The sequence below is a fragment of the Kitasatospora brasiliensis genome, assembly GCF_032654805.1.
In the GTDB taxonomy this organism is placed as follows: Bacteria; Actinomycetota; Actinomycetes; order Streptomycetales; family Streptomycetaceae; genus Kitasatospora; species Kitasatospora brasiliensis.
Window position 1 is genome coordinate 643090 of record NZ_JAUOOW010000003.1, and the last position, 13453, is coordinate 656542.

Annotated in this window: 13 protein-coding genes; 9 read left to right on the forward strand and 4 right to left on the reverse strand. The window is 72.9% G+C overall.

Annotated features, from left to right (window positions below; all coding sequences use genetic code 11):
* The first annotated feature begins 95 nt into the window (after positions 1 to 95).
* Positions 96 to 569: an SPW repeat protein gene (locus QWJ13_RS14940; protein ID WP_316524687.1), complete on the forward strand. Its 474-nt coding sequence runs from the start codon at positions 96 to 98 to the stop codon at positions 567 to 569.
* Positions 570 to 731: 162 nt separating this feature from the next.
* On the opposite strand, the gene QWJ13_RS14945 is transcribed toward QWJ13_RS14940, so the two are convergent.
* A complete protein-coding gene (locus tag QWJ13_RS14945; RefSeq protein WP_316524689.1) occupies positions 732 to 2138 on the reverse strand; it encodes a class II fumarate hydratase in 1407 nt (468 codons plus the stop codon).
* A 128-nt stretch (positions 2139 to 2266) separates the two neighbouring features.
* Positions 2267 to 3034 carry a carbon-nitrogen hydrolase family protein gene (locus QWJ13_RS14950; RefSeq protein ID WP_316524691.1) on the reverse strand — a complete coding sequence of 256 codons (768 nt, stop codon included), beginning with the start codon at positions 3032 to 3034 and terminating at the stop codon, positions 2267 to 2269.
* Between the two features lie 349 nt (positions 3035 to 3383).
* Here QWJ13_RS14950 and QWJ13_RS14955 point away from each other — a divergent pair, with 349 nt between their 5' ends.
* Complete coding sequence (locus tag QWJ13_RS14955) at positions 3384 to 5387, forward strand: cholesterol oxidase substrate-binding domain-containing protein (RefSeq protein ID WP_316524693.1); 2004 nt, start codon at positions 3384 to 3386, stop codon at positions 5385 to 5387.
* Positions 5388 to 5418: 31 nt separating this feature from the next.
* On the opposite strand, the gene QWJ13_RS14960 is transcribed toward QWJ13_RS14955, so the two are convergent.
* Entirely contained in the window at positions 5419 to 6069 is a 651-nt protein-coding gene (locus QWJ13_RS14960; protein WP_432277525.1) for a helix-turn-helix domain-containing protein, read from the reverse strand.
* Positions 6070 to 6248: 179 nt separating this feature from the next.
* Here QWJ13_RS14960 and QWJ13_RS14965 point away from each other — a divergent pair, with 179 nt between their 5' ends.
* Both QWJ13_RS14965 and QWJ13_RS14970 read left to right on the forward strand, forming a co-directional pair.
* The gene (locus tag QWJ13_RS14965) at positions 6249 to 6986 is read left to right on the forward strand and encodes an AzlC family ABC transporter permease (protein ID WP_316524697.1); all 738 of its coding nucleotides are present in this window, start codon (positions 6249 to 6251) and stop codon (positions 6984 to 6986) included.
* Positions 6986 to 7294, forward strand: a complete 309-nt coding sequence (locus tag QWJ13_RS14970) for an AzlD domain-containing protein (protein WP_432277526.1) — start codon at positions 6986 to 6988, stop codon at positions 7292 to 7294. Before QWJ13_RS14965 ends, QWJ13_RS14970 begins: the two co-directional genes overlap by 1 nt.
* A 107-nt stretch (positions 7295 to 7401) precedes the next feature.
* On the opposite strand, the gene QWJ13_RS14975 is transcribed toward QWJ13_RS14970, so the two are convergent.
* Entirely contained in the window at positions 7402 to 7737 is a 336-nt protein-coding gene (locus QWJ13_RS14975) for a hypothetical protein (protein ID WP_316524700.1), read from the reverse strand.
* A gap of 164 nt (positions 7738 to 7901) precedes the next feature.
* Between QWJ13_RS14975 and QWJ13_RS14980 the strand changes: the two genes are divergently transcribed.
* From QWJ13_RS14980 to QWJ13_RS15000, 5 genes are all read left to right on the forward strand, one after another.
* A complete protein-coding gene (locus QWJ13_RS14980; RefSeq protein ID WP_316524702.1) occupies positions 7902 to 9089 on the forward strand; it encodes an acyl-CoA dehydrogenase family protein in 1188 nt (395 codons plus the stop codon).
* 130 nt (positions 9090 to 9219) lie between these two features.
* Positions 9220 to 9597: an ADP-ribosylation/crystallin J1 gene (locus QWJ13_RS14985; protein ID WP_316524704.1), complete on the forward strand. Its 378-nt coding sequence runs from the start codon at positions 9220 to 9222 to the stop codon at positions 9595 to 9597.
* Positions 9598 to 10065: 468 nt separating this feature from the next.
* Positions 10066 to 10944 (forward strand): alkaline phosphatase family protein, encoded by an 879-nt coding sequence (locus tag QWJ13_RS14990; protein ID WP_316524707.1) that lies wholly within the window; start codon positions 10066 to 10068, stop codon positions 10942 to 10944.
* A 398-nt stretch (positions 10945 to 11342) separates the two neighbouring features.
* Positions 11343 to 11825 (forward strand): hypothetical protein, encoded by a 483-nt coding sequence (locus QWJ13_RS14995; protein ID WP_316524709.1) that lies wholly within the window; start codon positions 11343 to 11345, stop codon positions 11823 to 11825.
* Between the two features lie 301 nt (positions 11826 to 12126).
* Positions 12127 to 13398, forward strand: coding sequence for a multidrug effflux MFS transporter (locus QWJ13_RS15000; RefSeq protein ID WP_316524711.1), 1272 nt, complete (start codon positions 12127 to 12129; stop codon positions 13396 to 13398).
* The last annotated feature ends 55 nt before the right edge of the window (positions 13399 to 13453 follow it).

Below are 13453 nucleotides of genomic sequence, written 5' to 3' on the forward strand. Positions count from 1 at the left end.
GTCATTCCCGTTCATCGGGTGCAAAACGTTCGATAAGAGCCAGAATAGGTACGGGGCAAGCGCCTTACCGGTTCCGACCACAGGAGGTGGTATCGGTGGCAACCCATATCCCGACGACGGGCATGGAGCACCATCCGGACATCGTCGAACTGCGCGAACGCTACGAGCGGGCCACTTCGACCCCTCGCGCCCAGGGTGTGGAAGCCCTGGCAGTTCTGGCCGGCCTGTTCCTGGCGGCATCGCCATGGATCGTCGGCTTCACCGCGTACACCACTCTGACCGTGACCTGCCTGATCGTGGGTCTGGCCTACACGGCACTCATGGCCGGCTACGGATCGGCCTACGAACGCACCCACGCGCGGGCCTGGGCGGCCGCGGCGCTCGGTGTCTGGACGATCATCTCTCCCTGGATCGTCTCCGGGTCCGTCGCGCACGGCAAGAACATCGTGACCTGCATCATCGTGGGCGCCGTGATGTTCCTGCTCGGCCTCGCGGCGATCTCGATGGCGACCATGACGTCGAACGGGGCATCGATGCGGCGCGGCCGGGCCGGTCGCGCCAAGGGCTGATCTTCCCCGCAGCCCGTGACCGGGGCGCGGAGGGCTCCACCGCCCACCGCGCCCCGGCGCACGTCCCCCGCCGCACGCCCGCCATGCCACGGACTGCCATGTCACAGACCGCGGTGCCACGGACCTCGGCGTCACGGACCACTGTGCCGCTGACCAGCTGCGCTACGGACGCGTCATCCGCAGCACGTCCAGGGCCTCGTCCAACTGCTCCTCGGTGAGCTTCCCCTGCTCGACGTAGCCGCGCTCCAACACCACCTGACGGATCGTCTTTCGTTCGGCCAGCGCCTGCTTGGCGACCTTCGAGGCCTCCTCGTACCCGATGTAGCGGTTCAGCGGGGTCACCACCGAGGGTGAGGACTCCGCGTACTCCCGGGCCCGTTCGATGTTGGCGGTGATGCCGTCCACCGTCCGGTCCGCCAGCAGCCGGGCGCTGTTGGCGAGCAGCCGTACCGACTCCAGGACGTTGCGGGCGATCACCGGGAGCATCACGTTCAGCTCGAAGTTGCCGCTCGCGCCGGCCAGGGTGACCGTCGTGTCGTTGCCCACCACCTGGGCGGCGACCATCAGCACCACCTCGGGCATCACCGGGTTGACCTTGCCCGGCATGATCGACGAACCGGGCTGGAGGTCCGGCAGGTTGATCTCGCCGAGCCCGGTGCGCGGGCCGGAGCCCATCCACCGCAGGTCGTTCGCGATCTTCGTGAACCCGACCGCCACCGTGCGCAGTTGGCCGCTCAGCTCGACCAGGGCGTCCCGCGCGCCCTGTGCCTCGAAGTGGTTGCGCGCCTCCGTCAGCGGCAGGTCGGTGGCCCGGGCGACCTCCGCGATGACGGCTGCCGGGAAACCGGGCGGGGTGTTGATGCCGGTGCCCACCGCCGTTCCGCCGAGCGGGAGTTCGGCCACCCGGGGGAGGGTGGCCAGCAGCCGCTCCCGCCCGTGCCGCACCTGCGCCGCGTAGCCGCCGAACTCCTGGCCGAGGGTGACGGGCGTGGCGTCCATCAGGTGGGTGCGGCCCGACTTGACCACCTCGGCGAACTCGACGGCCTTGCGCTCCAGCGCCTCCGCGAGGTGCTCCAGCGCCGGGACCAGGTCGTGGGTGACGGCGGCGGTGGCGGCGATGTGGATCGAGGAGGGGAACACGTCGTTGGACGACTGGCTGGCGTTGACGTGGTCGTTCGGGTGGACCGGCCGGCCGAGCCGTTCGGCGGCGAGGGTGGCGATCACCTCGTTGGTGTTCATGTTGGACGAGGTGCCCGAGCCGGTCTGGAAGACGTCCACCGGAAACTGGTCGTCCCAGTGCCCCTCCGCGACCTCCTCGGCCGCCGCGGCGATCGCCTCCGCCGTGTCCCCGTCCAGCACGCCGAGCCGCGCGTTCACCCGGGCCGCGGCCGCCTTGATCCGGGCCAGCGCGGCGATGTGCGCACGCTCCAGCCGCTGGCCGGACACCGGGAAGTTCTCCACCGCCCGCTGCGTCTGCGCCTGCCACTTCGCGTCGGCCGGGACCCGGACCTCGCCCATCGAGTCGTGCTCGATCCGGTACTCCTGCGGCTTCCCCTGCTTCTCACCCATCGCGCGCTGCACCTCCTGTACGGGCCCGAGCGGCCCGGGACGGATCTTCGATCACCACAGCCGCGCGCGGGGCCAGGGTATTTCCGGTGCGGGATTCGGATCCGAGCCGGGCCGCCGCCCGCCGCGCACTACGGCCTTCGAGGTACCTCGGCGCGCACCCGCTCGCCCGGGGCGGCACCGGCCTGGACGACGAGGCCGCCGTCCGGTGCCCAGACGCCGGAGCCGCCCGAACTGTCGGGATACTCGCCGGTGGCGCCCGCGCAAGTCGCCAGCACGCACCAGACCCCGTGGGCGGCGGCCCGGTCGCGCATGTGGCCGTCCCGCCGTTCGGCCTGGGCGGTGCCGGGCCCGTACAGGGTGGAGGCGACGTAGGCGTCGATGCCGAGCGCGGCGGTCTCCTCGGCGTGCGCCGGATCGGCGGCGTCCGCGCAGACGGCGAGGCCGAGCCGCAGGCCGTCCAGCTCCAGGACGACGGGCTTCTCGCCGGGGGCGAAGCGCTCGACCTCGGCCCCGTGCAGGCGCATCTTCCGGTAGACGACCTCGGCGCCCGCCCCGGTGACCGCCAGCGTGGCGATGGACTCGCGCCCGTCGGCCTCGGCGACCGGCGCTCCGACCAGGGCCACGGCGCCGGTCGCGGCGCAGGCCGCCACCAGCGGCGCGAGGCGGGCATCCGCGGGGTCGACGGCGGGCGCGGCCAGGTCGTAGCCGGTCAGCGACAGCTCGGGGAACACCACCAGCCGGGTGCCCGCCTCCCGGACCGCCTCGGCGTGCCGGGCGACGTTCTCGGACACGGTGTCGGGGCGTCCGGCGGCGGCGCAGACCGGCTGGGCGACGGCGACGGCGACGGCGGCGACGCTCGGCGCTGCGGGCTCGGGCTCGGGCGAGGGTACGGGCACGGGCACGGGCTCGGGCGAGGGAATGGACGAGGGCACGGCGAAGCCTCCGACAGGCGGGTGGGGGTGATCACGATCAACCTATGTGCCCGTGAACCGGCCGGGCAAGGAGCGCGAGGAGCGGAGGAGCCCGCTCGGACCCGGTGGCGGTGGTGCCCGCCGGATCGAGGCCGAGAACCCGGGGATTTCGTGGTCGATCGGGTCGATCTCACTCGAAGGAGTGAGATCCCGGGCGGATCCATCCGACTGTCATATGGACCTTCCTACGCTCCTGAGTGGGCCGGGCGGACACCGGCCGGACCCGGATCGTCGCAGCTCGGCCCCGGGGGAACCAGGACAGAGGGGCGGACGGATGACCACGGGACACCACCGGCAGGGCGAAGTCGTCGCCGGGACGGCAGACGAGGGGACCACCCGGATGAGTGGTCCCGCCCCGACGAGCGGCCTCAGCCGCCGGCAACTGCTCGGCGGGTCGGCGGCACTGGGCGCCGCGGCCTGGCTGCTGCGCGGCACCATCGGACCGGACAGCGCCCAGGCCGCCACGCCGGTGCCGCCCGCCCTGCCCGCGGGCACCGAGCTCTACCAGCGGGTCTTCCAGAACTGGTCCGGCGAGATCCGCACCGATCAGCTGTGGACCTGCGCGCCGCGCACACCCGAGGAGGTCCCGGCCCTCGCCGACTGGGCGCACGCCAACGGCTGGCGGCTGCGCGCCACCGGCTACCGGCACACCTGGGCACCGCTCACCGTCGCCGCCGGGACGCCGGAGAGCGCCCGGATCCTGCTGGTGGACACCAGCCGGTACCTCACCGCGATCAGTGTCGACTCGCCCACCACCGTCCGGGTGCAGACCGGCGCCACCATGGAGGCCCTGCTCACGCACCTGGCCGGCCGGGGTCTGGGCCTGACCGCCTGCCCCGCCCCCGGCGAACTCACCGTCGGCGGCGTGCTCGCCATCGGCGGCCACGGCACCGCCGTCCCGGCCGCGGGGGAGGTGCGACCGGAAGGGCACGGCTACGGCTCGGTCAGCAACCAGGTCGTCCGGCTCACCGCCGTGGTCCTGGACCCGGCCACCGGCCGCTACACATTGCGCTCCTTCGGCCGCTCCGAGGCCGACAGCGCCGCCTTCCTGGTGCACCTGGGCCGCGCCTTCCTCACCGAGGTGGTGCTACGGGCCGGCGCCGACCGGCCGCTGCGCTGCGTCAGCCGGCTCGACATCCCGGCGAGCGAGCTGTTCGCCCGCCCGAGCGGCGCTCCGGGATCCGGCACGGGTACGGGTACGGGTACGGGTACGGGCGCGGGAACGGGAGACGGCGGGCTCGGCGGAGTGCTCGGGGGCGTACTGGGCGGAGTGCTCGGCGGCGTCCTCGGGGGCGGGGGAGGACCGCGCACCCTCGCCGACTTCGTGGAGCGGGACGGCCGGGTCGAGGCGATCTGGTTCGCCTACACCGAGTACCCCTGGCTCAAGACCTGGAGCGTCACCCCGAACAAGCCGCTCGCCTCACTGTCCGTCGACCACCCCTACAACTACCCCTTCTCTGACAGCATTCCGGAGCCTGTCGCCCGACTCGCCGGCGACATCATCACCGGCGCCTGGGGATCGGCCCCGCTGTTCGGCCAACTCCAGTACCTGGTCGCCAAGGTGGCGCTCACCGGGGACCTCACGGACCTCCTGCTCTCCGGCGATCTGCTGCGCCAACTGCTCAGTGGTGAGGTGCTCACCCACTTGCTCGCCGGCGGACTGCGCTCCGACCTCTGGGGCCCCTCGCGCACCCTGCTCCAGTACATCCGCCCGACCACCCTGCGGGTCACCGCCAACGGCTACGCGATCCTCACCAAGCGCGCCGACCTCCAGTGGGTGGTGAGCGAATTCGCCGCCTACTACCGGGAGTTGCTCGCCAGCTACCAGGCCCGGGGCGAGTTCCCGGTGAACGGCGCGGTGGAGATCAGGGTCACCGGCCTGGACGATCCGGCCTCCTGCGGGGTCCCCGGCGCCCGACCTCCGCTGCTGTCCGCGCTGCGCCCGCGCGCCGACCGTCCGGAATGGGACACGGCGGTCTGGCTGGACGTCCTCGCCTTCCCCGGCACCCCCGGACTGGAGCGCTTCGCCCGGGAGTTGGAGCAGTGGCTGCTGCGCACCTTCGACGGCACCCGGGCGGGCCTGCGGGTCGAGTGGTCCAAGGGCTGGGCCTACACCGCCGACGCCGCCTGGTCCGATCCCGACCTGCTCGGCCGGGTCATCCCGGACAGCCTGCGGGCCGGTGGCGGACCGGGCTGGGACGAGGCGGTCGCCGTCCTGGACCGCCACGATCCGCACCGGGTGTTCGGAAATCCCTTCCTGGACGGCCTGTTGAAGTAGCCGAGGCGGGGTTGGCGCATGTGACGTTGCGTCAGATGTGCTCCATCACGATCACCGCGAGGGTGTCCGGGGCCAGGGCCCGGAACACGTGCGGAGCGTCGCCCGGGTAGCTCACGTAGTCGCCCGGGCCCAGCTCGACCGGCGCCTCGGCGGGCCCGACCAGGGCCTGCCCGGCGCCGATCATCACGTGCTCGACGGTGCCGGGCATGTGCGGGTCGGAGGCCCTGGTCTCACCCGGCTGCGCCTCGATCCGGTAGATGTCGCGCCGGGCGTTGGGCGGGCAGGAGGAGAGCACGGTGGCGGCGTAGTCGGCGCGCTCGGAGTGGGTCACCGGGCCCTCGCCGGCCCGGATCACCTTGACCACCGGGCGGGGCGGGTCGACCAGTCGGCTGAACGGCACGTTCAGCGCGACCCCGAGCGCCCAGAGCGTCTCCACGCTGGGGTTGCCCGCGCCCGACTCCAGCTGGGACAGCGTGGACTTGGCGATGCCCGCACGCCGGGCCAGCTCGGCCATCGAGAGCCCGCTGCGCTCGCGCTCGCGCCGGATCGAGGCGGCGATCTGGCCGATCAGCTCGGTCCCGCTGCCGCCAGGGCCGGTGGAGTTGCCTCGGGGGTGGCCGTTGGCGTCGCCGTTGCCGCCCGGGTGGCCGGGCCCCGCGGCCGGGCTGGTCTCGTCACTCATGCTTGCCACTCACGCTTCCTCCTGGCCCCTTCCAGCGCTCCCGGTCCAGTGCTCCCGGTGCGATCGGTGCCGTTCATGCTGCCACGGTCGGCCACCTCGGCCAGCACCGTCATCGTTCGCCCGATCGGTCCACTCGTTCGGCTTGACGAACAAGCGCGGGCGGGTTCACTCTAATGAACATGCGTCCGTTGCTCCGAACACTGGAGCGTGCCACTGTCCGTGACATCGCTCTGGTCTGCCTCGCCGACGCCCTCGTCGGCGCCTCCTTCGGCGCGATCAGCGTCTCCGGTGGCCTGCCCCTCTGGGTGCCGGTCGCGCTCTCCGCCCTCGTCTTCGCGGGCGGCTCCCAGTTCGCGGCGGTCGGGGTGGTCCTCTCCGGCGGCGGCGCCCTCGCCGCCGTCGCCACCGGACTGGTGCTCAACGCCCGCCTGCTGCCCTTCGGATTCACCGTGGCCGACGTGCTCGACGGCCCGCGGTGGCGGCGCCTGCTCGGCGCGCAGCTACTCACGGACGAGACCGCCGCCTTCGCGCTCCAGCAGAACGAGCCGCGGCGGCGCCGGGCGGCGTACTGGCTCTGCGGAATCGCGCTGTACGTGGTGTGGAACGTCTCGGTGCTGCTCGGCGCGATCGCGGGCGGGCTGATCGGCGACACCGACGCGCTCGGCCTGGACGCGGCCTTCCCCGCCGTGCTGCTCGCGCTCGTCCTGCCCTCGCTGTCGGACCGCCGCACCCGTACGGCGGCGGTGGTCGGCGCGGTGGTCGCGGTCGCGGCCACGCCGTTCCTTCCGGCCGGGCTGCCGGTGCTGCTCGCCCTCGTCGGTCTGCTGTTCGCGGGACGGCCGGAGGCGGGGGAATCGACCCGGAAGGCGGCGGACGACGCGCATGCGGTGAACGGAGAGAAGGAGGCGGTCCGATGATGCCGCTGTACGCGGTCCTGCTGCTCGCGGTCGGGACGTACGCCTTCCGGCTCGCCGGACCGCTGCTCAGTGGCCGGCTCGCCCTCTCGGACCGGCTGCGACACCTGCTGGCCGTCGCGGCGGCGGTGCTGCTGGTGGCCCTGGTCGCGACCGGGGCGCTGACCCAAGGGCACGGCTTCGCGGGCTGGGCCCGCCCGGCGGGCGTACTGGTCGCGGGCGTCCTCGCGCTGCGCCGGGCGCCGTTCCCGCTGGTGGTCATCGCGGGCGCGGCGACGACGGCGCTGCTGCGGCTCTGCGGGGTGGGGTGACAGGTGACAGGTGACAGATAACAGCTGACAGAGTTTGAAATCTGTTATCTGTCGGCTGTTATCTGTCTGACGTCTGACGTCTGACGTCTGACGTCCGACGCCAGGTGTCAGATGTCCGCCGGGCTCGCCTCGGTCCCTTCGGCCAGACGCTCCGCCTGAACCTCCGGACGCTTGCTGTCCCAGAGCAGCTCCCACACCTTGAACACGCAGTGGTAGTCGCGCATGCTCCCCTGCGCGATCAGCAAGTAGGTGTCCCCGTCGCGGAGCAGCGTCCGCCGTCGGCTGCTGAACGGATGCTGCGGGGTGTAGGAGGGGACGAGCCGCTTCAGCTCCTCGACGGCCTCCTCGCGCGTGCCCTCGACCTCGGCGAGCACCCTGTTGCCCCAGGTCCGGTCGTGCCCGGTGCCCACCGTCTCCTCGACGACCAGCGCCCAACGTGCCATGTCCTGCTCCCCCTCTACGTGTCACTCGCCGGTGCCATCGGCGACCACGCGCGCACCGTCGGACATGTCGCCATCCTCACGCGCTCGCGCCCGCCCACGCCCCGTCCGGGTGCGGAATACTCCCCGATATTCCGCCGAGAGTTCCGAGAGTACAAGGAGCTTCAATGACGAAGCCGCCCCGGATCGACCCGTCCGACCTGCTCGCCGTCGGCGACCTCCTCACCGACGAGGAGCGGCTGATCCGCGACACCGTCCGCCGGTTCACCGAGGAGCGCATCCGCCCGCACCTCGGCGACTGGTTCGAGCGCGGGGTCTTCCCGGCCCGCGAACTCGCCCCTGAGCTCGGCGCCCTGGGCGTGCTGGGCATGCACCTCGACGGCTACGGCTGCGCGGGCGCCGACGCGGTGGCGTACGGGGTGGCCTGCATGGAGCTGGAGGCGGCCGACTCCGGGCTGCGCAGCTTCGTCTCCGTCCAGGGCTCGCTCGCCATGCGCTCGATCCACGCCTTCGGCTCCGAGGAGCAGAAGCAGCGCTGGCTGCCGGGCATGGCCGCCGGCGAACTGATCGGCTGCTTCGGCCTCACCGAGCCGGACTTCGGCTCGGACCCGGCCAACATGCGCACCCGGGCGGTGCGCAAGGGTGGCGAGAACGGCGACTGGGTGCTGTCCGGCAGCAAGATGTGGATCACCAACGGCAGCATCGCCGACGTCGCCGTGGTCTGGGCGCAGACCGAGGAGGGCGTGCGCGGCTTCCTGGTGGAGCGCGGCACCCGCGGCCTGACCGCCACCGACGTGCACGGCAAGCTCTCGCTGCGCGCCTCGGTCACCAGCGAGCTGGCCTTCGACGACGTGGTGCTCCCCGCGGACGCCGTACTGCCCGGGGTGGTCGGCCTGCGCGGACCGCTCTCCTCCCTCAACGAGGCCCGCTACGGCATCCTCTGGGGCACCGTCGGCGCCGCCCGCGACTGCTACACCGCCGCCCTGGACTACGCCAAGAGCCGCATCCAGTTCGACCGCCCGATCGCGGGCTTCCAGCTGACCCAGCAGAAGCTGGTCGAGATGATGCTGGAGGTCGAGAAGGCCTACCTGGTCGCCCTGCGGATCGGCCGCCTCAAGGAGCAGGGTGCGGCCCGCCCGCCGCACATCAGCTTCGGCAAGCTCAACAACGTCCGCACCGCGCTGGAAATCGCCCGCAGCGCCCGGACCGTCCTCGGGGCCAACGGCATCACCACCGAGTACCCGGTGCTGCGGCACGCCAACAACCTGGAGTCGGTGCTCACCTACGAGGGCACCAGCGAGATCCACACCCTTGTCCTCGGCGAGGCCATCACCGGCGAGTCCGCCTACCGCTGACCGCTGACCGCTGACCGCTGACCGCTGACCGCTGACCGCTCGTCCGCACCTCCCGACCTCCGATCGGAACCGTTCGACCAGCGGAAATCCGGTGGCCGGGCCCGTCACGGCCCGGCTACCGTTCCCTGCCATGACCAGCCCGACCGCGCAGCCGGCGCCCCCGACCACCACCCTCTGGCGCCCCACCGGCCCCGAGGAGCTTGCCCTGGTCGAGGCCGCCGACTGGCGTGCCTGGCCGCCCCGCCTGCCCGAGCAGCCGATCTTCTACCCCGTCCTCAACGAGGACTACGCGATCCGGATAGCCCGGGATTGGAACGTGCCCGCCTCCGGCGTCGGCTACGTCACCCGCTTCGAGATGGACACCGCCTTCCTCGCCCGCTATCCCGTGCGACAGGCGGGCGGCCGCACCATCCTCGAACTCTGGGTGCCTGCCAATGAGTTGGGGGAGTTCAACCGGCACATCGTCGGCCGCATCGAGGTCGTCCACGAGTTCCTGCCCCAGTCGTGACGGCGCCCGGAGGGCACCGGCGGTCGGGTCCTGCTCACCTCCGCCCAGCGGACCAGCGCCACCGCCCTGCTCGCCGAGGCCGCCGCCCTGCGCGGTCTGACCACAGCCGTCCTGGACGGACCGGGGGCGGTGGAGCGGCTCGCCGGGCGGCCCGTCCACTGGTACGGCGGGCCGCTCGTCGCCGCCCTGGACGTCGGCCCGATCGCCGACCCGTTCGACCCGGTCGAGCAACGGGTCCTGGACGTGGTGCTGCGCGCCGCCGGACCGTCTGACGGCACTCGGCGGGGCCGACCGCCGCTTCGTTCGCCCGCTCGCACAGAGCTGACCCGCGACTTCCCGACACCCCGCGGACACCCGGCGTTCGGCGGCACGACGCCGACCGGTACGGCGGGCGGTGAACCATGGCGCGGTCGGCGGCGCCCCTGGACGGGCGCGGCCGGATGCGCGCGACCGAGAGGAACCACCGCCATGTCCGCTGCCCAGTGGCCCCGCCCCCGGGTGCTCGTCGTCGGGATCGACGGCGTTCGCCACGACTACCTGGCGCAGGTGCCGATGCCGCGTCTCCAGGAGGTCGCCGAGGCCGGGTTCCTGGTGCCGGTCACCGTCGCGGACGGCACCCCCACCATGTCCGGGCCGTGCTGGACCACCATCGTGACCGGGGTGGAGCCCGCCAAGCACGGGGTCTGGGGCAACCACCTGGGCGGCAACCGGCTCGACGTGTTCCCCGACTTCGCCACCCGGCTCGCCCGGGGCGACCGCCGCCGCACCTTCGTCGCGGCCGGCTGGGACCCGCTGATGATCAACGAGTCCGGCGGCCCGCTGTTCCGCGCCCCCGGCCGGCTCTCCTACGTAGCCCCCGCCGAGGACACCCTCGAGGCCTGGGAGACGGTGGACGAGGAAGTCACCCGGGAAGCCGTCCACGTCCTCGGCACCGCCGACCCCGAGGCCTCCTTCGTCTACCTCGGCGCCGTCGACGAGACCGCCCACTTCCTGGGCTGCGGCGACGAGTACCGCGCGTCCATGCGCACCGCCGACGAGCGCCTGGGCCGCCTCCTGGACGCCGTCCGCGGCCGGGCCACCCACGCCGAGGAACAGTGGACGGTCATCGTCGTCACCGACCACGGCCACGTGGACGCCGGCGGCCACGGCGGCCGTACGGACGAGGAGCGGACCGCCTGGGTCGCCTGCGCCGGACACGGCATCCCGGCCGGCCCGCCCACCGGCGAGATCCGCCACCCGGACGTCGCCGCCCAGGTGTACGCCTCGCTGCTGCGCCCGATCGACCCGCACTGGACCCTCGACGGCCGTCCGTTCCCGGTCGCCCGGCCGGTACCGGGGGCGGTCTGAGCAACCGGCGTCTGAGCAACCGGGGGGGGCCGGTCCGGTCAGGGGGCCGGGCGGGGGAGGGCGGATGCCCCGAGTGCAGCACGCCGGGCTGCGACGGCGCCGGGCTTGAGCAAGGCTCGATCGGGGCCCTGGCCGGTACGGGCCCCGCGGTCCTCAGGGTCTCCGCCGAAGGACATACGCCTGAAGGTGGAGAAGCTACCCCGTGGGTTGGAGGCAGGATCGCGACCTGGTGGTGACGATCCGACGGGTCCGTACGGGCCACGATGGATACACCGGACGGCGGACCGCGCCGATCGGGGCCGACGACGCGGACCTGCCGCAGCCGGCCGGCGGGGACATGCCGCGCAGACACAGGGACAACGGCCGCACAGGCCGCCACAGGGAGAGGGCAGTCGGGCATGAAGGGCATCGTGAGCAAGGTCGCGCTGGGAGTCGCGGGCACCGGCATGGCCGTCGCCGTGGCGGCCGTGGCAATCGGCCCGCGGGTGTCCGACTGGTACGACGAGCACCACCAGCAGCAGGCCTCGTACGAGACCGGGACCCAGGCCAAGGCCGACCGCCGCTCGATGCCGACCTGGCTGCCCGACAACGCCTCCGGGGTGCAGTACGTGATGTCCACCAGGGGTGACGACCGCCTGCTGCACGCGACCCTCCCGGAGGGGCGGCTGCCCGTCGGCTGCACGGCCGGGCTGCCGCGCAAGGGCGCGCACCCGGTGCCGGAGTCGCTCAAGGCCGGATGGTTCCCCGAGGGCGTCGAGACCAAGGTCAGCGGCACCTGCGGGCACTACAACGTGGCGCTGGCCGGCAACCAGCTCTACGCCTGGCAGGACGGCGCGGCGATGCAGGCGGCGCTCCGCGCCGAGCAGGTCGCCAAGCACTGAGCGCGTCGCCGAGCACTGAGTGCGTCGCCGAGCCCCGAGCACGTCGCCGAGCATCGAGCCAAGGTGGGCGGCTGCCCTCCGACCCACCGACCGGCTCCTGACCGGGAGTGGAACGGCCCGCCGGGCACCGGAAGGTGCGGGCCGGGCCGTCGTCGTGTGCGGGCCGGGCCGGTCGACGGACGATCACCCACGAGGCGCCCCGACGGCTGGTCAGGACGTACCCCCGCTGTCGGAACCGGGACCGGCTGCGATAGGACGGAGCGCGAACGAACCCCACGTCACCCCGTCCGCAAGGAGAACCATGCCCGGCCCGACCGTCGGCCCCACCGATGACACGTCGACCGCTGCCGCCGCCAGACCCGGCACCACCCCCACCATCCGCCAGGTCGGCCCCGGCCTGGCGGTGATCGTCGCCCTCGGCGGTCTCACCGCGCTCGGCCCCCTCACCACCGACCTCTACCTGCCGGGCCTGCCCGCGATCGCCGACGACCTGGTCGCCAAGCCGGCCGCCGTCCAGCTGACCCTGACCTTCTCGATGTTCGGGGTCGCGGCCGGGCAACTGCTCTTCGGGCCGCTCAGCGACCGCTTCGGGCGACGCCCACCGCTGCTCGCGGGGCTCGTCCTCTACACCCTGTCCAGCCTGGTGTGCGTATTCGCGCCGAACCTGACGGTGCTGATCGTCGCCCGGTTCGTCCAGGGCGCGGCCGGGTCCGCCGGGCTGGTGATCGGGCGGGCCATCTCCCGGGACCGCTTCCAGGGCGTCGCGCTGCTGCGCTTCCTCGCCTCGATTGCCCTGATATCCGGGCTGGCGCCGATCCTCGCCCCGATCATCGGCGCGCAGCTGATGCGGTTCACCTCGTGGCGCGGCACCTTTGGCGTGCTCACGGCGCTCGGGCTGCTGCTCACCCTGGTCTCGTTCGGCGTGTTGCGCGAGACGCTGCCGACGGAGACCCGGGACCGCGGCGGGGTGGGCGCGGCCCTGCGGACGATGGGGCGGCTGCTGCGCAACCTGCCGTTCCTCGGACTGGCGCTGACCAGTTCCCTCGCCTTCGGCGCGCTGTTCGGCTACATCAGCGGGTCGTCGACGGTGCTCCAGCACGTGTACCACGTCTCGCCGCAGACCTACAGCCTGCTGTTCGGGCTGAACTCCGTCGCGATCGTGGTGATGACCCAGCTGAACGGGCGGGTGCTGGCGCCGCGCTTCACGCAGCGGTCGCTGATGCTGGGCAGCCTCGGGGCGACCGTGGCCGCAGGGGTGGCACTGGTGCTGCTGACGACGGTGTGGGACTTCGGGCTGGCCGGGTTCTGCCCGCCGCTGTTCGTGATGATGGGCAGCCTGGGGGTGCTCCTGCCGAACACCGCCGCCGAGGCGCTCGGCCTGGTCGAGCCGCAGGTGGCGGGCACCGCGTCGGCGCTGCTCGGGACGGGCAACTTCCTGTGCGGTGCCGTGGTCGCGCCGCTGAGCAGCCTCGGCGGCCAGCCGTCGGCGGTGCTGCTGGCGGTGGTCGTCCTGGTCTGCGGGGTGCTGGCGACGATCGCGTACCTGGCGCTGTGCCGGCCGGCGGACAAGTGACAGCGGACGGGTGACAGCGAACAGGTAACAGCAGACAGGTAACAGCAGACAGGTA